The following is a 23,914-nucleotide window of genomic DNA, read 5'->3' on the forward strand; positions in this document are numbered from 1 at the left end:
CTTCCATGTCCCAAGTCATGAAGTAGACACACAGCAAGCAAAACCTAACAACTTAACTTATAGTGTCTTGTTTTTAGAAGATATATACATAAGCCGAGTTGTTAGGTTTAATTTTATTCCCACATGATGATTAACTGTTTCTCGCGTATTATATTTGTGAGCAGATTTAGTTCTGCTAAATAACTAACCTAAGCTCTGGGTATAAGAAATTGTGACGTTAGTTTGATAATAATAAATTTAATGAAACGAGGAATTCCCAATTAAGAAAGATGTACGCGTTGAGTATTCTGAGGTAATAAGTTAATAAAGTATATATATCAGTTGTGTCATGTTGGATATAAGTAAGTGATAAAAACTAAAATGGACAAGCCAGTAGTATTATAAAGGTGTTACCTTGTCAGCATTATTATCGTTAAGCACACTTCAACAAGCCCTCCATTCAAAAGATCCTCAGTTTTCTACGTTTCTTAATCAGTATATAGATCAACAGCAGGATATCGAACAGTTTCCAAGTGAGGAACAACAAACTGAGTTAATGACAGTTGAGCAGTTTGTTCAGTATTTACGTTCTTCAACTTATTTGCAGCTAACAGTAGAGCAACAACAGCATTTTCGAGAAGATTTTTTTCAACAAGCGACAAAATTACCTGAGACTCATGGGCGTTTATTGATATTTAAGTTGCTATTACCACTTTGGAATAGCAAATGTGTCGTAGATCGGCAAATACTTTTACAGATTTTAGCAGAACTACCGTTTGTTTATGGTTGTTGGCGGGCTATTAAACTCATTGTTAAGCTGGCTGAGTCAGAACAAGATTATGAAGTCTATGGATTGTTAGCTGCTCGAATTGATATGGCACTGGCAAATCCATCACAGCACGAGGTAAAACTGGAAACACTGGCGTATCTCGCACGCCGAGCGTGGCGTACCCTACGAATTATAGGTAAGCGTTGGCCATCACTTTATCCTATAGTTGCTGGGCAAGTATTAATTCATTATCGAAATGATACTAAGTGGGCTGCTACTTGGATTGCTAACCACATTTTTTACCATGCCACTAAAAAATATTCACGAAATCAATTTCGACATATCCGTGACCGGCAAAATGTCATTAAACATTGTGCTTTTCCTGATGCTTGGCAATTACACTTAAAACCCCTCATTAAAATATTGTCATTAGCAAATGCTGAACTGGTAAGACGATTTACTGTTGAATTATTACAGAAATACTTTTTAACTGGTTTACGTTCACTGCCTGGCGAATGGTTAAAGAGTTTGCCTACGGGGCAAAGTAAAGAAATTGATAAGTTTGTCATTTGGCTAATACATCATGCTCCTGTTTATGAACAAAAATCATTATTAAAACTAGGCTTATTTGACTTGTTGTGGGGATTATTAAACTCTCAAGTTGCAGATGCTCGACAGTTTGCAATTGACATTTTTCAGGTGCACAACAAAGCAATAACCTGCGATCAATTTCTCGAACTTATACAGTCGCAGTACAAGAATACTAGAGTATTTGCTGAGACTTCTGTTCAAAAATTTAATCTTCGTAAAAGTGTACTGCTCACAACATGGGGTATATTGCTGGTTGATAAGTACGCCCATGAGTTTGCAGCAACGCAGATAAAAAAATTATATACGCGTAAAGAAATTACTTTAACATGGTTAAAGCAACTGTTGCTTGCAAATAATTACGAAGCTTTTAATTTTGCTGTTAACTATTTGGTTGATAATTTCAGCTTATCTGAAATTACTTTGGATTTTTTCCTGGATTTGTTACTGGTTAATACGAATGAAGAGCAATCATTAGGTGCTTATGTTGCTGACTTTGCTTTATCAAATATTAAAAGCTTTGATTTGTCCAGTTTAACGCAAGATCATTTACAACAGCTGTTACTCCACCCTTTAGCCAGTGAAACCGTTGTTGACTGGGTCAATGAAGGTAAACTACAAGCAGAAAAATTTGGTGCTACATTCTGTCAATCACTGGTTTATGAGCCAGATTGGCAGCAAGCTGAATGGCGAACACAGCTATTAACCCAAGGTAAAACATGGCCTGCTGTGATTCACTTTGCTGAAGACTTAGCAGAAGAGGTCCGTTATTGGCTTAAAGATGTACGACAGTTCTCTGCTAAAACATTGGGTTTGGACTGGTTACTGACTTTAGCCGCATCGTCCAACGCTGACTATCATTCTTTTGCGGTTGATGTTCTTACGCTTAATTATCTTCCTGCTGATTTTGCCTGTAATTCATCATCTCAAACCATAAGTGGATCTGAGACAGAATCAACTTTATCGACAAAAGCTGCAGAGTCTGTGAGTTTTGACGGTCAGCGCTTTTTGTTCACGGGTAAGCTGGCAACAATGACCCGTAGTGAAGCTCAAGCTCTTGTTAAGCAACGAGGTGGTGCTATTGTAAGTACCGTCAGTGCAAAATTAAATTATTTGGTTATTGGTGATGACGGTTCGCCGTTATATGGCAATGGCAAAAAAGGCAGTAAGCAAGTAAAAGCCGAGCAGTTACAGGCTCAGGGTGCAGACATAGCAATTATTTCTGAAACTGCATTTTTGAAAAAAATATCAGGACAGGAAGCTGAGTCTTCATCTGAAGATGTCATGAGTGGCTGTGAAAGGTTATGGCTATGGGCTACAGAAGCTAAAGCTGAGCAGCAGAATTTAGCTGAATTTGCCCGACATTATTTAATTCGTCACCATCAAAAACTTTGCTTGATTGAAACAGATCGTCCCGTTGATCCTGGAGCAGAAATACCAGCTGAATTTTTAACTTTACAGCGTTTTTTCCCTTTACTTAAACATAGTAACCGCAAGTTAAGAGCTTTTGCGTTACGGTTTGTAGAGCATGAGTGGCAGGCTTGGTTACCAAGCACCAAATGCTTAGCTCAATTACTTGAGCAAAATTATTATGATGTGAATGTATTTATTCAATCAAGTATTGTAAATCAGCCCGAAAAGCTAAACGCCTGCCATTTAGACCTAACGCAGTATACGGTTACAGATTGGCTAGTGTTATGTGAATCAAACCATAAAGCAGCAAGAACAGTTGGCCTTTATGCTTTGCAACAACTTGGTCAGTTATCTGCAGATGTTCTTTTATTACTGTTGGATAGTCCAGATCGACAGTTGCGTTATTTTGCAATACATCAAATGTGGCTTCACTACCGAAAAGTGAATGATATTCGCTCAGTTAATATATCACTAGAGAACTGGCAGCAATTAATCTGTAGTGAGTTATTTACCATTCCCCCTACCCGTATGAGTAAAAATAAAGAGACCTTTTCTACAACATTTTCCTCAATAAAAAGTAAATGTGCGTTAATTGCGACCATTCAGGAGTTTGCAGAGCGTGATCTACAGTTTGCTCAGGCAATTTGGTCATTACTACAAGGCTTTAGTTGCTCTTTAAGTAAAATGGAACGAGAAGCGTGTCTGGTTGCTTTGACACGTATTCGTCGCGCACACCCAACGCAGTTTGCCTAATTAAAAAAGAGCAGGAAGAAGTTATGAGCCAGACACTTTATTTTCCCTATCGAGGTGCCATTCGTGCTCTGTTAGGTCATGACAATCAATTGTATTGGGTGACTGAGCATGCAGAAGGACACGCTACAGGGTTATATTGCTATAACCTAAAAACACAACAGTTTAGATGTAATTCGTTAGAAAGCGGTGCTAAACATATTGTTATTAAGGATGACAACTTATGGTTAGTTGATAGTCGGCATCAATTATGGAAGAAAACGTTAACAGAAGATGCATTGACACTTGTACCATTCTCACCGGCTGAATCAATAGATATTGATGCGATTGCCGTCGTACAGCAACAGTTAGCTATTTTGCAGCAACAGTATATTTGGTTGCTTGATATACAAAATGGTGAGTTACAGCAACAGCTCACACTTATGGAACCGGGAGCCAAACTAGCTGTAGATAAAACAGGCAAATACATAGCGGTTGGTAGTACACAAGGCTTACTCACCATTTATGCTGCTACTGAAAAAAATGGTTGGCAGTTATACCTCCAGCAAGAAGTGCATAAGCAAGCTGTTACTACTTTGGCTTTTAGTGATGTAGATGGTCGCTTATACAGCTGTGGTCAAGATAAGACATTTTATTGTATTGATATTCATACTGGGCATGATGAAGTTGCGCTGCTTGATCGAGGGCAAAGCGCAATGCATAAGCAAGCAGTCAAACAATTATTAATTGCTGGCAATCGACTAATAACGGCTGCAGGTGATAAAACACTAAAAAGCTGGCCTATGACAAAAGGCCAGCCAGTGACTTATACAGGAAAAATTCCAGTCCCTGTAGGGCTTGCGCATGTACAAGATTCACAACAGGACTGGTTGGCAGTTGCAGGTGAAGATCACTCCATTCAGTTATTAGCGCTAACGGCAGAGCAACGCTTTGGGCAATCTCAAAAGGTAATTAAAGACGACATTGCTGAAGCAAAATTTAATCTTTCTGCAAATGACATTAAGCATCGGCAGCAAGGTATTGAACAGCTAGCTAAGCATGTTGATCAGCAATCGCTCACCTTGTTAGCAGGTGTCGTTGATCGAGAACGGGATGTTACACTTAGACGCTTAGCTGCAAAATATCTCACTGAGGCACGACACCCGAGTTGTTTGAATTTATGGACAAAGCAGCTTAATCATAGTGATGATGATGTGCGGCTCAAGGCCTTTACTGCTCTGCAAGCCATAACCCAGCGTGGTGATATTCGGTTAGCACAAAAAGCATTACAAACTGAACACGAAAATATTGGTTTTGCAGCATTAACTTTACTTACAGAATGGGTTAATGCTAATGAAGAGGGGCAGTCAAAAAGTGTTTTAATGGAAGCATTAAATCACAATAATAATCGAATACGACATTATGCTTTGCATTGCCTTGAGCAAGTGACCAATGAAAAAATTGAAATTTATTTACATGCCTTAAATACACATTTTTCTGATATTCGACGCGCAGCACTTATTCGTTGTTATCAACAGCAGCAATTAATGAATACTGCAGTCAATATTGCTTTAAGACAGTGCTTAAATGACCAGGATAATGATGTTCGGCACACGGCATTTTGGGTTATGGTGCTGAGCCGTCAGGCTCTTGCTGCTTTTTTATATCAGGCGGATGAATATATTGCCCGGCGATTAACCGATATAAATGAATTTACGCTCCATGGCCAAAATAATCATCAGCCTCTGGAAAAACAGTTTGCGAATGCACCTTTACTTACACAGCATGATATAGACATTTTACTGCCTGCTACTGTCTCTCAATATACCGATATCGTTTTATTAGCTGCTCGATGTTTAGCGCATCAGCAACACCCCTGTGCATTGCCTGTATTATTACAACTAGCTAACCATCAGGCACAACCCATTAGACTGGATGTGTGTTATGCCTTGTCATTACTTAAAGATCAGCATGCTCTCTCTCACCTGCAGTGGTTACTAAACGATAAAGACGGTGGTGTGCGTATGGCTGCTTTAAATGCGATTGAGCAGCTGTTAAGCGATGAGCCTTATCAAGTGGTTGCTATGGCGTGGCAGTCTACCGCAGAGGATGTTCATCTTCAGGGCTTACAACGATTAATGGCTATGCTAGATGATGATGTAGAACAGCAACATCGTAAGTACTGGCTATTACAAGGTATTAACAGTCCTCATCAGCGAGTAAGACAAGAAGCGGCAAAGGCGTGCTTAAATACAGTCTGGCCTGAAGGTAAAGCAGACGGTGTAGTGTTATTGCTGGAAAGTCATTTTGAAGACTGCCATCTTATCGCATTACAGGAATTGTTAGCGCATAAAAGAAGTGCTTGGCAACCAGTTTTGTTGATGCAGATGTTTAATGATGGGTTTTATGAGGTTCGTTCTCAGGCATTTGTAGCAGCTCAAAAACAGTTTGAAGATCAGCCGATAAAACCATTACAGCACGCGTCTGAATCACTCCATAGAGATCTCCGTCAACAAGCTTTAAATAAGCTGATTGATTTAAATTCAGATGCGGCACAATTACTACTGGTGTCGTTTATTGCGGATGAAGATCCTGAACTTCGTCGACAAGCCATTGATTCGCTTATTGTTGCTCAGGCTTGGGATGAAGTGGCGGTTGCACTAAGTGCGGTTCATCAAGATATTGTACTGGCTGCGGCAAAAGCGCTAGCAGTAGTGGGGGATAAACGGGCAAAACAACCTTTATTCCAATTACTGGCAGAAAAAGAACCTGAGAATAAAGAACAAAAAACCAAATGGCGAAGTCGGCAAAAAGAAGTGCTTGAGGTGCTTGCTGAATTAGCACCTACAGACGCTGTACCTTATATTCACCCTTACTTGCAGCATAAACACCAGCCATTAGCGACTGCTGCCACTTATGCGTTAAGTTGGTGTGCATCAACTGCAGAGCAAGGTTTATTGCAACGCTTGTTACAAGTCGATAATGCTCAACAACAAGCTTATGCTGCCCTGGGCTTGGTATTGTTGGGGCAGCATGAGGCTGCAGGTATTCTTGAACAGAAAAACGCAGCCTTAACTTCTTGGCAGCAATTGGCGGTATTTCTGTGTTTGAACAAAACATTCGCTGGAGCTGGTGAACAAATTACTGTTCAAAATACGCTGCCTGATATTGTTCATAACCAACCACTTCTGGGTTATTTGTTGGGTGTTTTACCCTATATGCATCCACATGCAGTAGACCCTACCCCTTTATTAGATTTATTAAATCAGCAAGATTTAGAGCTTCATCTTTATGTTGCTCAAACCTTAGCGGTATTCAATGATAAATCTGCGCTGCAAAAAACAGTTGAGCAAAGCGTTGCATGTTGGCTTCAACAAGAAAGTAATGAATTGTCAGTGCCTCATAGTAAAAAAGCTGATGATAACTTTGCTAGCCAGGCAGGTTTAACCACTGAAACACTGCTAACGGTGGATGATTTTGCTGTCATGACGTCTATTCTTTTGGCGGATAATCTTCCATTAAAGGCACGTTTTGCTTACCAGTTATTTTCATGGGTATCTGAAGAGCCAAAACGTGCGCGATTAGTTTGGTTGCGATTTAAACAACGCTATCAGAGCGAAATTCAGCAGTTACCGCTTAATGCTGATATGCAATCTCAACAAAATAAACCTACCAGTGAGCAATGTTTACAGCAGTGGGCATTAGGTGTTTTGTATGGCTTATTAAGTCATCAACAGTTACTGACATCGCAGGGGGTTGCTTTACGCTTAAATACGTTGCAAGCCATCATTAAATTAACAGATCAGTTTGGTCAATGGTGGCAACAAGCTGAACCTGTATTAATTCAGTGTCTTCATGATAAGTATGCCGATGTGCGCCAGCGTGCGTGGACGTTATTGTCATCTCGAACTCAACAAAAGTCATTGTTGATTGGCGAGGCACTCCAAAGTCAGCATTTAGATATTGCAAAAGCAGGCTTACAGTTGTTGGCTGCAGGAGAGGCTGGTGATGCTGAAATCATGGTTTTGCAGCAATGTTTGCAAGAGCGTTCGGATGGCTTGGAGTTTGAGGCTTTTAGCTTATACAGTCAGTTTAAAGGCGAAGTTCAAGCGGCAAGATTAGGCACAAGGGCCTTTTCAACCAAGTTGAGGACAAATACGGTTCAATGGTTACTAAAACACTTTGATGAGGGTGAATCTGAATTACTCAATATTTTAGTGGAAGCAATGCAGGGTGCTTGGCGGGATACTGCACTCCAGATTGCCATTGCGCTTTATCAACAACAAGGACAGCAACCTTCTCAAAAAGATGCTCATTTACAAGCGGGTAGTATGCTTGTTTCACAAGGGCAATCTCAAGCCATGATGGTGTTGTTAAGCTTATTAGCGGATAGTCAGCAGCAAAGTGAAACACGAGCCATTGTTAATGCATTACGGCAGGTTGATCAGCCTGAACTCGTTGAACCTGTTATGCAGATGGTTGAAGTGAACCACTCAAAATCACTTCCTGTTGCAGATCTGCTAAACATCGTCGCTAAATATCGACAACAAGCTTTAGCACCACGGCTACTCAAACTTTTAAATAAACATCAGCATACACGTGCTGTAACTGATGCATTGACCGTTATCAGCGGTTATGACCAAACATTAAAATGTACGCCTACCCAACAACTGCAAGCTACGAAGTATCCATTACATGATGAGTTACTTGTGCAGTTAGTACAAACGCTGGTGAATTTAGGTCATTCTGACCGTTTAGATAAGCTCCTGATTCCCTTAAAGTTTGCTGAGTCTGCTGACATTAATACGTTGCTCGCGAATATCATGCCTTGTTTGCCTGATGCCATGTTTTATAACTTGCTTGAACATTATTCATGGCGTGTCAGATATCGCGGGGCGAATGTACAACTGTTGCAGCAATTACTTGCACATCGACAGGCCCAAGTACGTTTTATCGCTGCAGAAGGTTTAGCTATGGTGGGTCAACGAGCAGGTAAAAGTATCTTGCTCGCGGCTATTGACCTGGATCCACTATTTGAAAATCGTCAGCGAGCGGTAGTAGCGCTAGGTAGTTTAGGCGATACAGATACCGTAGACCTATTATTGGATCTTGCTACCAATGAAGAACATGCTCTACAAGATGATGCTATAGAAGCAATTGGTTATCTCAAGCAAACAGACCAGGCCGATAAAGTGCTTAGCTTGTTAACCAAAATACTGAAGCATGGTGAGAATGAGTACGCCTCACAAATTGATCGAGCCATTAAAGCATTACGGTGGTTTGACTCCTCCAAATCTTGGTCAGCACTGGTTGCCTGTATTAAGAATAAAGAGATTTTTCCACGCTATCGTATTGAAGCGTTAAGGCAAATGATATTTGCTCAAGATACACAACACTTGAGTGTGTTGTTTGAGCTAGTTGAACATGAGACCAATTCACATGTTGTCGGTGTGGCAATGGATGTGGCTGATCATATCTGGCCTGTTAGTGATAATCAGGTGCGTAAAATTGACTATGCATTTCTTAAAAATCAGTCATGTTACTGGAATGAAAAATTATTAATTCGTGTTGCGCGTTATGGGGATGGGCTACAGCGTTTACTTTTATTGGAAAATTGCAGCTCAAGTATTAAGCAGTTCTTAAGTCAAGGCTTTTTAGCCAATCCAATTAATGACGAATCAATATTATTGCAAGGTATTACTCACGAACATCCTGATGTAAATGGTATGGCCGCGAGGCTTATAGGGCGTTTGAGCGAGCCTTCGAGTACCGCATTAGCCGCGGTGGAAGCCATGTGTCAGCGTCAGTTAGCACACTTTCGGCACTCAGTATTACCATTGCAAGTAATAGAAATTGATCAGAAAATATTTGAGAGTAAACAGTTACAAAACTGTTTACGAGATGGTATCTGGTGTCTAATTAAACACCAAGCAGCCGAAACAGTGCTTGCTGCTGTTTACCAGTTACCTGCTAAGTATTTGGCTGTACAGTCGTTAATTTCACAAGCAATACAGCTTCAACTACAGCAGTCGTACATCATAAGTGAACAACTCGTTGAGTTGTTGACATCACTCTCAGAGCATGTGCAAGGCAATTTACAGCAACAAGTACGTGTATTGTTGAGTAAAGTGGAAAATGCATCCACTTTATCTGATTCTGCAATAAGTTCGTTTGATACGTTAGCAGAGCACTGGTTAGGACAACCTTCTTTAGAGTCACTGCAAACACTGGAAGAAGACACACAACAACCATTGTTAGCATTGGCAGGAAAGCAACGACACTCAATAGAGTCTCTATTATCGTTAGTCAACAATGAGCAACTCATTACCCAGCAGCGTGCCGATGCCCTCTTGGCATTAGGTTATTTACAAGTCGAAGCAGCTGAACAAGCACTGGAACAGCTCATTAAAGCTAAGTCATTGTCACCATCTTTGCAAAAAACGGCATATCGCGCATTGCGTAGTAGTCAACGAGCCCGCCAATGTAAAACAATCAAGTTGAACGTTGCTGATGTGTTAGGTGATGACGTCAGTGGTAAGTCACTGGAAATAGGAGAGCAGTATGAGTGACAAGGCACAACAGTCATTATCCCCACAAAATAATCAAAATGCTGAAGTGGTGGGCATGAATACGACTTCTGTTCACTTAACCTATCAGCAGGTTAGTGAGGTACATACCTCTGAGAGTCAGCAACAATTGTCGCTGTTTAGTGCATTGGCTCGGCAACCTGTTAAGCTTCATGCTCGATTAACTCATTCGTCCGTCATGCGTAGTGGTTTATCTGCTCTATATCAGGTTGTAAGCAGTGATTTACGTTATAAACCAAAAGATCGTGCTCAATATTTAGCTTTTAAGGAACTGCAGCGTACTAATCAACGTCGTCATATTTTATCTGCACAACAAGCTTACTTTAACTGGTTGGCTGAAAATGATCCGCTAGCTTATTGCGTGTTAGATCCTGTGGTCAGTGTTCATCCTGACTGCACGACCTTTGAAGTATTTAGTAAAGATGAAAGTTGTTATGCACAGTTAACAGTTGACCATAATCAGTTAGAGCTATTAGCTCCTGTGAGTTGTGGTACTACTAATGTTGATTTTTCAGCACATTTTTTTCAGGGCGTTCAACAGTTACGGCAGTATAAAACCACTGAAATCCATATAGGCCAGCAAGCTGTTGGCTTGGAAACAGCACAGCAAGGGGAAGTGTTAGCAAAGCAAACGCACTTGCCTGATAGTTGGTTACGAGGGTTATTGCAGATTCAATCAGCTATGCAGTTGCCTGGTGATAGTTTTAAGCTGGCACCCATTGATCTTTATAACGTACTGCATTTTTTACGTTTAAATCGTGATGTTAAAGGCAAAAAGCGTGGAATTAAAATTGAGCTGGTGCCAAATCAATACCCAAAACTTGTTTTAGAACCTTGGGAAAAAGTCATTGAGTCTTCTGCCGAGCGTTGGAGTGGTTCAGAACCCAAGGTTATACGCATTTGGGGACGTCGTAGACTACAGCATTTGCAGGCATTTTTATCACATGCTGAATATATTTCTGTACATTTATTGGATAGTGGTTTACCCAGTATTTGGCAGGCTCAAGGTGAAGGTGTCGGATTAACCTTGGTATTAAGTGGTTTTACTGCGGCAAATTGGTCACAAGCTGCACGTTTTGATTTATTGTTACCAAGACATCAAAACATAAACGCTGAACAGTTCGATGCATTGCTATCATGCTTACAAAAACAGCCGAGTAATCTGGATGCGTTGACCACTAAATTAAACTTATCGTCATCTGATACACTGGCACTGACTCAACATGGCATACAACATGGTTTAATTAGTTTTAACAGGCTTCAACAGTGTTTTTATTATCGGCCTTTATTGGATCAATTACCTGATAGTCAGCAGCTTCGTTATCGTGATGATGTATTTGCTGAAGCCATGAATTTAATTAATAACAAGGCCGTTTCTGATGTGAAACAGCATTGGTTGCCAGGTGACACGGTTGAATTAACTGCAACGTTGAATGCTTCAAGCAAGTCACCTATCAGTACAATGATTCAGGTAGCAGAAGAAGGTCATGTCAGTAAAGCAGAGTGCAGTTGCTTCACATTCGTTAAGCAAGGTATGAGTCAAGGACCATGCGCACATATTGTCGTGCTACGTATGACACACTTTCAACAGCTCCAACAACCTGAAAGCGACCCTATTTACGAACGTCATTATTTTACCCGTCGTGATGTTGAGAGTGAGCATATTTACTTAGTGCAACGCCACCAGCAACGCGTAACACTTCGTTGGGGAAAAGCAGGTACTTCATTACGAATGCAGCAGTGGGTTTTTAATACTCAGCAAGCAGCGCAGTCGGCCGTTAATGAGCAAAAGCAACGCTTAATAGCGCGTGGCTTTATTGATGCAACAGCAAGGTAGTATGACCAATGACTGATTTTCAGCAACTTTGGCAGGATATACAGCATGTTGGCAGTATTGAAGCGTATGTAAATAAGCAGCTGCAGGAAAAAGGTTATTTGGTTAAGCGGCTGGATGCAAAACAACTGTCGGCTAAAGAGCTTGTGCGTTATAAACAGCAGCTCAAACAAGAGGCAGAAGCTAAGCGAAAATTAAACCAGGAGGCCTGGCAGGCTTATAAACAAAATAACATTGTCTATTTAGGTGATCAGGTTTATTGGCATGATAATGATGACTGGGATAAATATGATCGAGAAGATGCAGATAAAGCATTGGTGGGTTATCAATTGCCCGTTATTCGAACCCCAGCTCAACTGGCAGAGCAATTAAAGTTATCTATCAGTGAGTTACGCTGGTTTACCTATCACCGTAACGCCGCAGAGTATAGCCATTATCAAGCGTTTTCTATTCCTAAGCGAAGTGGAGGAGAGCGCAGCATTTGGGCGCCAAAGCCAAAATTAAAAGCGGTACAGCGCTGGATATTATTGAATATCGTAGAACGTATGTTAATTCATGGTGCTGCTCATGGCTTTGTGGGTGGTCGTTCTATTTTGACCAATGCTCAACAGCATACACAAAGCGAGCTTGTGGTTAAATTTGATCTTGCAGAATTTTTCCCATCAGTTTCTTGGCGACGTGTGAAAGGAGTATTTCGTAAAGCTGGCTATAAAGAGCAAGTAGCAACGTTATTAGCTTTGTTATGTACAGAGGCTCCTCGCGAACGAATTGAGCATGAGAACAAAACTTATTTTATTGCGTTAGCAGATCGTTGTTTGCCTCAGGGAGCACCAACAAGTCCATCATTAACGAATATATTATGTAAGACTATGGATCGTCGCTTAACTGCATTTGCTGAAAAAAATGGATGGCGTTATAGCCGTTATGCCGATGATTTAACATTTAGCTGGATAGGCTCTCAGAAGGAACCAAATATAAAACAACTCATGGGTATTGTGCACCAGGTTGTTAAAGATGAAGGGTTTAATATTAACAGTAAAAAAACGCGTATTTTGCGGCCAGGAAGTTGCCAACAAATAACAGGGTTAGTGGTTAATGAGCATGCTTACCCGCGAGTGCCAAGGGCGACGAAGCGTCAGGTACGAGCAATGCTGCATAACCTTGCAAAAGGGAAATCGCTCCATGAGGATGAAACATTGTCACACCTTCAAGGGAAAATTAACTTTATTCGTATGGTTGAACCAGAGTTAGGTGCACGTTTTCTAGCACAGTTTCAGCAAATTGTTCAATCAGCCTAGTGGTTATTTAGTATAAAAAAGTTCTCTCTCTTTAGTTAGGGAGAGGACAATTTTGTTCATTTAGCTTTTTTATTTCAAGACAGATAAAATAATTATTTATCAACATTTTTAATCAGATTACTGCAATAGTAACAACGGTTAATTTGGTTTGATATTTTTCTGTTACAATGAGGACAAGTAGTAGCGTTAGAAAACTCAAACTGCTTGCCTAGTGGTACATCAAAAATTTTGCAGAAGGCAAGAGCGAGTTGTCTAGATTCTTCACCTTGATTTCCTGAAAAATCAATCAAATCATCACCTGTAAGTACACCAAGCAGACCTGTCATTTTGGCACCTTCACCTCTAAATGAGCAGAGCTTGTATTTTTCACCTCGTTTGGTTGAAATTGAAAGGGTGTATTTTTCAATAGTATCAGTTTTAGTAATACCACCCTCATCAAGGGATAATCCCCAACCTGTTGCGAAATCACTAAAACCGTAATCAAGATACTCAATTTCATTAAATGAAATAACTTTTTTAGAAGTAAAAAAATAGAAAAAACGGTGGAAGAAAATTATTTTTTTCTTTTTTCTATCTATGAATACAGATTCTAATAATAAAAAAAGTGTAAGAAGTTGTAGTGCTTTCGAACTTTTTATTATAAGTAAGTCGCCCTCTACCTTAATGGTTGGACTAAATGAAAAAAGGGGTGAGGTATAACTAACTAAGCTCATTATTTTCCTGTACTGAAGGGGTAAATAGATATTCGGGAACAGCCAATAGTTTAGCATATTCTAATGGTGGTTTTTGTGACCAGCTGAACGAGAAAAGTAAAGGTGAGAATTATAGCCAATCACGAAGAGTATATTGATGTTTGTTAATAATGAGTAGGTAAAACCGGCGTATACTCATTACCTTTAAGCACACCGTGACCAGATTAATGAGGGGAAAGTGGCGTGAACCTTCAAGCACAAGTAAGAAAGATTGCTAATCATCCTCACTTAAGTCCTGCACAAAAGCAAATGCAGATAGCGCAATTAGCAGATCAAAGCCTTGACTATCCTGAGATTTCAGCAAAGGCACAGCAAGCATTAGCATCGGGTTTAATTTGTGATCTTTATGAAGGGCATGCCCCTTACAAACCACGTTATGTGCTTCCAGATTATCAAAAAGCGCTGCGTAATGGCTGTGAATACCTTGAATTAGAACCTCCAAGAGATCTTGATGAAGCCATCCAGTTTTTGATGATCATGTATCATCATGTGCCATCCGTGACAGGATTTCCTGTTTATCTTGGTGATATTGATCAGTTGTTACTACCTTTTATTACAGATGAAATGTCTGAGGACTATCTGTATAAAAAGCTGCGTTTATTTTGGCAATATTTAGATCGGACGTTACCTGATGCTTTTATGCATGCGAATATTGGTCCAGTAAACAACCGTGTAGCACAAGCAATATTGAAAGTTGATCGTGACTTACAACAAGCAACACCTAATTTAACCTTTAAATATGATTACCTAAATAGTAGCAGTGATGAACTGCTGAAAGAAGCTATTACCAGCATTATTCAGTGTAATAAACCTCATGTGGCAAATCATCAATTAATCAATAAAGATTTTGCTGAGGGTTATGGCGTTGCAAGTTGCTATAACTCATTGCCTTTGGGAGGAGGAGCCTTTTCATTAGTCCGATTGAATTTGGCAGAGAGTTTTAAGTTTGCACTAAAAGAAGTTCCCCAAGAAAAAGATATTGAAAAGCATTATATACAACACATTATTCCCCAATGTGCTGGCTTGTTATTTGAAATATTAGAAGCAAGAATAAAGTATTTAGTCGAGCAATCTGGTTTTTTTGAAAACCATTTTCTGGTGAAAGAAGGATTTATTTCCGCTGACCGATTTACTGCAATGTTTGGTGTTTTTGGTTTAGCTGAACTTGTTAATAGTATAATGGAATTGAAAGGTCAAGGAGGACGTTATGGGCGTGATGAGGTCGCAAATAATCTGGGTAAGCGTATTATAAATGCATATGCAGAGTTAATACAAAACAAGCAAGTTTGTTACTGTAGAAACCAGCAAGTGCTTTTTCATGCCCAATCAGGTATTAGTTCTGATATCAATGTGACTGAAGGTACGCGGGTGACTACTGGAGAGGAGCCTGAAACATTTACTCATATTCTTGCTGTTTTGCCCATGCATCAATATTTTCCTGCAGGTATCAGTGATATTTTTAATATTGATGAAACCATCGAACGGAATCCTTTGGCATTGTTAGAGGTATGTCAGGGAGCCCTTCGCCAAGGGTTAAGAATGTTTACCGCTAATGTGGCTAATCGTGATTTAGTCAGAATTACAGGATACATGGTAAGACGTTCTGATATTGAAAAGTATAAAAAAGAAGGTTCACGCTTAAACAGCACAGCATTGGGGAGTGAGGCAATTGATAATGATAAGGTAATCAACAGGTCAATAAAAAAAATATAAGTAGTAATGATCTAAAAAGTAAATATCTCTATTGACCTGAAGGATATAGTTGATGAGTAGTATCACTGGACGAGTAAGTAAAATTATACCATTCAGCTGTGTAGATGGACCTGGTAGCCGTATGGTGATTTTTTTACAAGGTTGTAACTTTGATTGTATTAACTGCCATAATCCACATACTATTGGTCATTGTGACCACTGTGGTGAATGTATTGAAGTTTGTGAGCAGCATTGTTTACAAATAAAAAATGGTAAATTAGTTTATAATCCTACTGACTGTATCCAGTGTGAAAAGTGTATTGATTGTTGTCCTCGGTCTGCTAACCCTACGATCAGATATTTTTCAGTAGACGAAATGAAGCAGCAGATTTTAAAAGTAACGCCTTTTATTTCGGGCATTACTTTTTCAGGTGGTGAATCTACCCTCCAATACCCATTTATTATTGAAGTTGCGAAAGCAATAAAGCATGATCCTGCGACAAAGCACTTATCAATTTACATTGACAGTAATGGAAGCTTACCTATTGCTAAGTGGGAATTATTACATGGTTATTATGATAAGACGATGGTTGATTTAAAAGCACTTGATGATGCGTTGCATCAAAAAATAACAGGTAGGTCAAATAATAGAGTATGTAAGGCAATTAAATATTTAGCAGATAGAAATAAGCTGTATGAAATTCGCTATTTACTAATTCCAACGCTTAATGATAAAACAACAGATATTTGTTCGCTTGTTGATTTTTATAAATCTCATGAGCTTAATGTACAATTAAAACTTATAGGGTTTCAGCCGCACGGAGTACGCTTACCCTATAATGAGAAATATAGAACAGCGACCATAGAGGATCTGAATTGTTTTCATGAAAAGCTATCGGGACTTGGTTTGACTAATATTATGTTAGGGCCTGTTAACAGGCCCTAGTCAACCTTTGCTCTAAAAATTAAAAAATGTTACTGACGATCTTTATAATTAGCAGTACGTTTTTGGAAATTGGCTTGCATGGCTTCTAATTGATTGGATTTACCCAATACCTTGCTTTGCAAATCAGCTTCAAGTTTTAAGCGTTCTGCATGTTTAAGTTGAATGGCCTCATTAAGCATTTTTTTACTTTGTGAAATCGCATCGGGTGATTGTTGGCAAATATGCTGCGCCAAAGATAAACCTCTTTCCATTGCATGTTCATCAACAAAGGTTACCAAGCCAAGTTCCTTCGCTTCTTCCGCAGATACTTTACGACCTGTCCACATTAGTTCTTTAATGACATCTAAGGGGGCTACATAGGGTAATGTTGTCGTAATTGACATATCAGGAATTAGCCCCCACTTGATTTCCATAATAGATAATTTTGCACAAGGAGAAGCTATCCTAATATCGGCACCCATCGCAATTTGAAAGCCACCACCAAACACCGGGCCATGAAGCACTGCGATAACAGGAACAGGTAACTCAGTCCAGGCATAACCCACCTGTTGAGCCTTATTGGCTATTTTTTCATCGGAAAAGTTCATCAGGTAAGGTATATTTTTAGGTTGTTGGACAACTTCCATAAAGTCCAATCCTGAGCAAAAACCTTTACCCTCACCATATAATAGCACTGCACGAATCGTTTTATCTGCAGCAATTTCTTCTATTGTGGCTATGAGTTCATTGAACATAGCCATATTGATACCATTATATTTTTCAGGTCGATTAAGACCGACCTTAGCGAGTGGACCTTCTTTTTGATATTTTATACAGCCCATTGCTTGACTCCTTAGTACTATATCTGAAATTCCCCAAGTGAAAGGAAAATACTATTCTTCTGAATGTGAGAGTCTATACTTTATTACTGATTTTTCATAATCATAAGCACTGTTACGATTAACTTCCCCAAAAAGTTTAGTGAATGCTTCATCACTCCAGTCAAATGTAGTTTCTCCAGTTAAAGCCCGGTCAGCGCTACCAAGAAATGTAAAGTGAATATGGGTGTATAATGCTAAAGCACGGTTATAAATATACTCATCGGGTTCAGCATAATAATTACTTACTTTAGGAATTAATAACTTAACCATTGTATAGGGAAAATGTTCATAGTGTGATACAAAGGCAAGATTCCAAACACTGTAAAGATCAGCCCACTTTTTAGGTAATGGCATACTAATAAGAATGGATTTATGATTGTCATTAAAGCGACTGGGTAGTTCACCTGGGTTATTTGCAGTCAAGACTAATCCTGCTATAGCATTATCCAGATAGCCATTTTCAGTATCAACAGCCACAGCTTCAAGAATATTGAGTGGCAGTAAAAGTTTAGTAAAATACTCTGGAACATAATTCTCTTTATGAAAGGAAATGATTCTGCTAATTGGATACTCTACAGAAACGAGTTTTACTTTCGAAAAAAGCCCCATATGACTATAAAAGTCAGTTTCAGTACGGGCTTTAGTCCAGATTGTTTTACAATCCTCAATGATTTTCCAATCATCATACATAGCTGTGGTTAGATATTGTTGGACAAGTGCATAAGCAATAACATCAGTTAAATGCTGTTGGCGATTATGGGAAGATTTATTGATGAGATCTTTGAAAGTATAACGTTCTGCTTTTTCTAGAAAACTCATAAGGTATTCATTTTTTTCCAGACTATTTGCAGTTTCTTTAATAAGTAGATCTGCATCTTGCTTACTTATATTTTTAGGTAATAGCCGGTTTGAAATTGAACTGAGTCTTGGTGTAACCCATTGATTTTCTGCATCTAATAAACGTAATGTTTGATAGTGCTCTTGCATTTTGATATAAAGTGTATCGTCCGCCATATTATTAACAGTTTCACTAAGAATATTAACGACTTTGCTAAGTAAGGGCGGTGATCCATAGGAATTGAATGAGATTAGAATAAGAAAAATAGGGATAAGGCTATATTTTATATTTTTAACGTTCATTGTTTGAACTTCCCTCGTTTATGAATAGATCCTATAAAAATATATTAAGGTAAATTATTGTTCATAGAGGGAAAGAAATATTGTGATGTATCAAAAGAGTTTGCTGAGTGAGAAAGGTATTAGAGGGGAGGCCATCAAGTAATGATGCCTCCCCTGTTACTTATACTCTTCGTTATGGGTATATATTATTAATTGTTTTCATCAATAATCATATCATCAAAGAAGTGAGTGACACATTTAATATAATCACCTTCTTTAAAAGCGCTAAATGATGTTTGATAATTTACAAGTTTACATTTGTAGCTTTTTCCCGATGGTGTACTTTGATCCCAGCTCCAGTCTTGTTCCCAGTAAATATTTAGCGCTCCACTGCCTTTAGTATCAAAGCGCTTCATATTGGCACATCCTAATATTTCATCACTAGGAATGGGCACTTCAAGATATCGACTAAATTGCTTGTAGTAGTTAATGCGATTAATGGATTGTCGATGTTCAGTGGCTGCACCACATTCGACACCACCATTAATAATTTGTGTTGTAGCGCCAAATCCAGGCACTAATCCTCCCGCTTTATCATGTTCATTAGGTTGCCAGGAGCCATTCATAACATGAAACATACTTGGTTTTGGAGGTTGTGGGTAAACATAGAAAAATACGGCACTGGCTAGATTTAGCCATGTTTCAGCTACTTTTTCTGGGTTATCTAATAACGTGCGGGTGGTACCGAACATAGCTTCTGAAAAAGGGCCATAATTGTAGTTATAGCTAAGCTGTTTAGCGCCTCGCCCAAAGTAACTTTTGTACTCCCCGCTGGAGAATTTACCGCATGGCCAGGTTTTCCCTTGCCAGGTTTCTGGACTACATTCAGCGTTATAGCCGCCCTTCATATTTTCATCCCATCCCATTTCTCTCACATAATGCAATCCTTGTCGCCATTCTGCTACATCCATATGAGGGTTATGTCCACCAGTTTCTTGAGTGAAATGGGCAAACATGGTTGCTAATGATTTACGGCAAATAGCTTCTGCATTTCTACCATCGCCGTAATTGCCACAAAATGCGGGAAATTTTCCTATTGCTTTTAAAAAGTTTCTATAGGTATATTCCTGAGCTCTTTTGGGAAAGAGGTATTCCCAGTCTGCTTGAGAGATAATGGCTTCTACGCGTTTTACATTATCAGGGTTGACTGAATCTCCCGCGTTAATTTGTTCTACTATTGTATTATCAACGGTTGTAATACTTGCCTTAACTTTTTGCATAAGGTCAGTATTGGTTAGTTCTTGTTCTCTTTCTTTTATTTTGCTGAGTGGAATCACATAGCCGTTATCTATCGGTGTATTTGAGTCAACAATTTCTAAATCTACAGTCATTAATGAACGGTTAGAATGGCTCCTGTTTGTAGCAGTATTCATCCCTTTATGGATAGCATTAAGAATATCACCGTTATCTGCATCAATTTCCCAAGTAAACATGCCTGCAAGATCATTATTCAACACATATTGACCTTTAGCTTTAACTGAGCGTGGATTATCATAAGTAATTAGTTCTCCTTTATTGGGATTCCATAAATAGGGAGCTTGTGCTGTTTCATCGTAATAATATTTAAAGCCGTTAATACCTTGTCCATTGGTGCCCCCCAGGTATTTATTGACTATATGTTTATAGTCTATGACCCCTGGCTGCCATGACCCCTGAATGGGTTTACCGTTTTCGCCGTCCCAAGGATAATGAGTTTGCCCTCCTTGTATACCTGTCCATCCTCTACCATACATAGCTGCACCCAGCACAACTTTAGATGCTGGTAGGCCAGCCTTTATCATGTTTTGTATACCATCATGAGCATTAAACTCTGGTATTTTTTCATGTGAAGCGGCATATAGTCCTGTATGGTGGCCAAGGACACTATCCCATGCACCATAGAAGTCATATGTCATTGCAAAAATATAATCAACATAATTACTTACTTGAGCATAATCAATATTGTTAATTTTATTTGGCCCAGCGCTAGTAGCTGCTGTTAATTGGTACTGTTTTCCTGTTTCCTGGCTCAGTGTATCTAACGCTTCTCGTAGTTCTTTCATTAAGGCGGTAAAAGCTATTTTATCTTCTGGAGAGCCAAGGTTTGGGTTTGCTCCAGGGATGCCGGGAAACTCCCAATCAATATCAATTCCATCAAAGAAAGTATATGTTTTTAAAAACTTAATAGCTGATTGAATAAAGGTAGCTCTTTTTTGTGGGTCTTTAGCGAGATAGTAAAACGGATCTGATAATGTCCAGCCACCGATTGAAGGCAATATGGTTAAATGAGGATTTTCATTTTTTAGCTTTATCAGTTGGCCGAAGTTTCCACGAATGGGATCGTCCCATTTATCTCCAGGATAACTTTTTTCAAGCGCTGCAAAACGATCATGAATCGTTACTGTATAATCAGCTTGATCAGCACATTCTCGCTTAAGTGCACTATAACCTTGAGGATTTTCTTTTTTTAGTGATTCATTGGGACCACAAACTGCGATAAATCCATAGAGCATGTGGGTTAGTTTATTAACTGGAATATCCTTAACATGGAAGTTTCGGCCATAAACACCCCACTCAACAAAATAGGTTCCAATAACTTTATCAGTGCTTATATAAGTATGTTCAATATTATTGGTTAATACTGTTGTATTTGAAAAACAAGAGAAACTTAAGCTTAGGGCTAGACTGGCAATAAATGTATTTACAAGCTTATGTTTGATTGTGTTGGAGTACATATATTCTCTCCTTTATACATTTTTATAGGCAAAAAAATACTGACCACATGAACTGTGGTAAAGAATTTGTTGTTTTAAAAATATTGAGTGATCTATTTGTTGAACTATTTGTTCATTATTTGGCTGAATCACCTCTATAGTGACTAAAATAACGAAATAATTCGCTTCGCGAATTAAGTTTAAAAAAATATTAAACACATAAAGTAGGAACCATTAATTATTTATTGTCAATCATATAATATGACTTCTACGTTTTATTTTACCTGCTGTAGATAAGTAGATTTTAAATAAGTATTTAGTAATAAAGGATTTGCTTTCAAGTTATAGCTGCGATACAGGATTGATCTATATCATTAAGAGTAAACATGATGTCAGTTGAGCGGATTAAAATAAGCCATTTTTGAGTTAGCTTAGTAATATAGGCTATTGTATTCGTATAGATGGTTTACATTAAATAAGTTTTTGTGGATATTTAAATTTCTATTATGTTTCTGCTGTCTTGGAGGGAGGTATTTATTATATTGGATAATTGTATGTACACTCTGAAGAATTTTTGCGAAGAATATATTGTATCAATTTGTCTCAATGATTTTAACTCTATGTGAAATATTTTTCTGTCATTATTTGTATGTAATCTCGTGTTTTTATAGATTTTATAACTAAAACAAAGGTGAGCTGATGTATAAGTATCGTAGTTGTATGAATAAACTTTTATATATGATTTTACCATTTCTTGCAAATATATTACATGCTGAGACAGTTTCTGACTCAATGCTTAATGTAGTTCAACGTGAGCAAGGTCACTGGGTATTTACCGATCATTATGGGCGTGAGGTCTACTGGCGAGGGTTTAATGTTTCAGGATCAACTAAACATGTCGAAAAAGACTTTAAGCCATTTCGTTCACTAAGTGATGCAAAAAAATCACTGAAGCAATTAAAAGATAAAACAGGTACAAATATAATTCGATTTTTAATTGCTTGGGAAGGCGTGCATCCAGCAGTTGATCGTATAGATTATGGATACCTTGCTGATGTAGTGGCCCAGGTTAAAGTGGCAATCGACAACGGATTTTTTGTTTTGGTCGATTATCATCAAGATTTATATTCACGACATTTATTTAATACAGACTCATGGCATACTGGAAATGGAGCACCAGCATGGATAGTGCCCTCAGATGAGTACCCCACCGAGTATTGTGGAATAGTATGTGTCAGTTGGAGTCAACATAATTTAACCAATGAAGCTGTACGTTTGGCCTTTCGACGTTTCTGGGAAAACTCTGTAGTCAATACTAAAAAAGGTGAGCGATATGTTCAAGATGAATACTTGTGGCAGTTAGGGCAGGTACTTCGTTTTTTTAGAGAAAACTTATCCAATGAAGAATTTGGATACATTGTTGGAATAGATCCCTTTAATGAACCTGTTGATGGTGGAATGAATGGTTTATCCGCTGAAGAATGGGATAATCTACGTTTGTGGCCTTTTTACCAACGTGTAAGAGAAACTATGGATGAGTCAGGCTGGCAAGCTCGCTGGGTGTTTGCTGAACCATTAGTATTTTGGAATACGAATGTTGGGTTTGTAACACCTGCGACGGGTGGACATCATCTGTGGCAGTCACCTGGTCAGGGTTTTGTTTTTAATAGCCACTTTTATGATGCTGCGCGAATGAGTTGGAATTTATCTAATGTAAAAAATAAAACATATACTGACTCATTTAAGGAGATAGTAGAAGAAGCAAACTTTTTAAAGATACCACCATTTGTGAGTGAGTTTGGCATGTGGTTACATGGAAAGGGTAGTAAAGATACCAATCGTATGCTGCAAGGATTATATCAAGGGTTATCAACCCAAGTGACAGAAGAGGGTACTCGTCAGGCATTTTATAGTCCATTTATATCATCCACCCAATGGCATTGGGACTATTACTATGGAAACCACCATGAACTACAAAATTTTAATACAGAAAAGTTGATGCAAACTAAAGATGCCTGGAATGATGAAGACTTCTCTGTAGTGGCGGATTGGGGTAAAAGATACAATATTGCTCACAAACTTGTTGAGCGGGCTTATCCTCGCCGTATTCCAGGACAACTGCAGCATTTTTATTTTGCTGAAGGAGGTGTTCCCAATGCAAAAGGTAAAAAAGCTTATTGGGCTTCAATAACACTAGATGATCAAGTATGGTTGGAAAATAAACCGTTTGTATGGCTTACTTGGCATGGCAAGCCATTAAATGCTGGATTAGAGTTATATTTACCTGGTTGGTTTATGGAAAAACCATTAGTGGTGATTACTGAGGATGCTATTGAAAATTGGAATGATGAATATAGTCAGTTAAGTGATATTTCTATAATGACAGAAGGGCAAGGTGGACGTGTTTATCGTTATGCTCCCACTGAAGAACGCATGCAGTTCATGTTAATAGCACCAGCAGAGACTATACCCACTGAACAAAGAAACTTATTACAACTTCAGTTAAGAAATAGCATACATAAGCGAGTTAGTCCTGTAAGCTTTCAGTGAGCTGTCATATCAGTAAGAAGGACACCCTAGTCACACTCGGGTGTC

At 38.8% G+C, this 23,914-nt stretch carries 11 protein-coding genes; 7 read left to right on the forward strand and 4 right to left on the reverse strand.

Features of this window, described 5'->3' with window-relative positions:
- The first annotated feature begins 394 nt into the window (after window positions 1-394).
- From ACQ96U_RS18420 to ACQ96U_RS18435, 4 genes are read left to right on the forward strand one after another with little or no spacing between them, the layout of a single operon-like run.
- Complete coding sequence (locus ACQ96U_RS18420) at window positions 395-3,502, forward strand: BRCT domain-containing protein (RefSeq protein ID WP_431722731.1); 3,108 nt, start codon at window positions 395-397, stop codon at window positions 3,500-3,502.
- 23 nt (window positions 3,503-3,525) lie between these two features.
- The gene (locus ACQ96U_RS18425; protein ID WP_431722732.1) at window positions 3,526-10,047 is read left to right on the forward strand and encodes a HEAT repeat domain-containing protein; all 6,522 of its coding nucleotides are present in this window, start codon (window positions 3,526-3,528) and stop codon (window positions 10,045-10,047) included.
- Window positions 10,040-11,902 carry a hypothetical protein gene (locus ACQ96U_RS18430; protein ID WP_431722733.1) on the forward strand — a complete coding sequence of 621 codons (1,863 nt, stop codon included), beginning with the start codon at window positions 10,040-10,042 and terminating at the stop codon, window positions 11,900-11,902. The genes ACQ96U_RS18425 and ACQ96U_RS18430 overlap by 8 nt, the downstream gene beginning before the upstream one ends.
- Before the next feature lie 8 nt (window positions 11,903-11,910).
- A complete protein-coding gene (locus tag ACQ96U_RS18435; RefSeq protein ID WP_431722734.1) occupies window positions 11,911-13,197 on the forward strand; it encodes a retron St85 family RNA-directed DNA polymerase in 1,287 nt (428 codons plus the stop codon).
- A gap of 92 nt (window positions 13,198-13,289) precedes the next feature.
- Here the strand turns inward: ACQ96U_RS18435 and ACQ96U_RS18440 are convergent, their stop codons facing one another.
- Complete coding sequence (locus ACQ96U_RS18440; protein WP_431722735.1) at window positions 13,290-13,910, reverse strand: hypothetical protein; 621 nt, start codon at window positions 13,908-13,910, stop codon at window positions 13,290-13,292.
- 222 nt (window positions 13,911-14,132) lie between these two features.
- Here ACQ96U_RS18440 and ACQ96U_RS18445 point away from each other — a divergent pair, with 222 nt between their 5' ends.
- Both ACQ96U_RS18445 and ACQ96U_RS18450 read left to right on the forward strand, forming a co-directional pair.
- Entirely contained in the window at window positions 14,133-15,662 is a 1,530-nt protein-coding gene (locus tag ACQ96U_RS18445) for a YjjI family glycine radical enzyme (protein ID WP_431722736.1), read from the forward strand.
- 52 nt (window positions 15,663-15,714) lie between these two features.
- Window positions 15,715-16,587 carry a YjjW family glycine radical enzyme activase gene (locus tag ACQ96U_RS18450; protein WP_431722737.1) on the forward strand — a complete coding sequence of 291 codons (873 nt, stop codon included), beginning with the start codon at window positions 15,715-15,717 and terminating at the stop codon, window positions 16,585-16,587.
- A gap of 29 nt (window positions 16,588-16,616) precedes the next feature.
- Here the strand turns inward: ACQ96U_RS18450 and ACQ96U_RS18455 are convergent, their stop codons facing one another.
- From ACQ96U_RS18455 to ACQ96U_RS18465, 3 genes are all read right to left on the reverse strand, one after another.
- On the reverse strand, window positions 16,617-17,408 hold the full coding sequence (locus tag ACQ96U_RS18455) for a crotonase/enoyl-CoA hydratase family protein (RefSeq protein WP_431722738.1): 792 nt from the start codon (window positions 17,406-17,408) through the stop codon (window positions 16,617-16,619).
- Window positions 17,409-17,459: 51 nt separating this feature from the next.
- On the reverse strand, window positions 17,460-18,587 hold the full coding sequence (locus ACQ96U_RS18460) for a hypothetical protein (protein WP_431722739.1): 1,128 nt from the start codon (window positions 18,585-18,587) through the stop codon (window positions 17,460-17,462).
- Between the two features lie 188 nt (window positions 18,588-18,775).
- Complete coding sequence (locus ACQ96U_RS18465; protein WP_431722740.1) at window positions 18,776-21,340, reverse strand: glycosyl hydrolase family 18 protein; 2,565 nt, start codon at window positions 21,338-21,340, stop codon at window positions 18,776-18,778.
- Between the two features lie 699 nt (window positions 21,341-22,039).
- Between ACQ96U_RS18465 and ACQ96U_RS18470 the strand changes: the two genes are divergently transcribed.
- A complete protein-coding gene (locus tag ACQ96U_RS18470) occupies window positions 22,040-23,869 on the forward strand; it encodes a cellulase family glycosylhydrolase (RefSeq protein ID WP_431722741.1) in 1,830 nt (609 codons plus the stop codon).
- Window positions 23,870-23,914: the final 45 nt, after the last annotated feature.

The sequence above is a fragment of the Zooshikella sp. RANM57 genome, from assembly GCF_050749885.1.
In the GTDB taxonomy this organism is placed as follows: domain Bacteria; phylum Pseudomonadota; class Gammaproteobacteria; order Pseudomonadales; family Zooshikellaceae; genus Zooshikella.

Bases quoted from the DNA above. Each gene is read 5' to 3' on its own strand.
- ACQ96U_RS18435 (WP_431722734.1), top strand. From the start codon at position 11,911: ATGACTGATTTTCAGCAACTTTGGCAGGATATACAGCATGTTGGCAGT.
- ACQ96U_RS18460 (WP_431722739.1), bottom strand. From the start codon at position 18,587: ATGAACGTTAAAAATATAAAATATAGCCTTATCCCTATTTTTCTTATT.
- ACQ96U_RS18430 (WP_431722733.1), top strand. From the start codon at position 10,040: ATGAGTGACAAGGCACAACAGTCATTATCCCCACAAAATAATCAAAAT.
- ACQ96U_RS18455 (WP_431722738.1), bottom strand. From the start codon at position 17,408: ATGGGCTGTATAAAATATCAAAAAGAAGGTCCACTCGCTAAGGTCGGT.
- ACQ96U_RS18425 (WP_431722732.1), top strand. From the start codon at position 3,526: ATGAGCCAGACACTTTATTTTCCCTATCGAGGTGCCATTCGTGCTCTG.
- ACQ96U_RS18465 (WP_431722740.1), bottom strand. From the start codon at position 21,340: ATGTACTCCAACACAATCAAACATAAGCTTGTAAATACATTTATTGCC.
- ACQ96U_RS18470 (WP_431722741.1), top strand. From the start codon at position 22,040: ATGAATAAACTTTTATATATGATTTTACCATTTCTTGCAAATATATTA.
- ACQ96U_RS18440 (WP_431722735.1), bottom strand. From the start codon at position 13,910: ATGAGCTTAGTTAGTTATACCTCACCCCTTTTTTCATTTAGTCCAACC.
- ACQ96U_RS18450 (WP_431722737.1), top strand. From the start codon at position 15,715: ATGAGTAGTATCACTGGACGAGTAAGTAAAATTATACCATTCAGCTGT.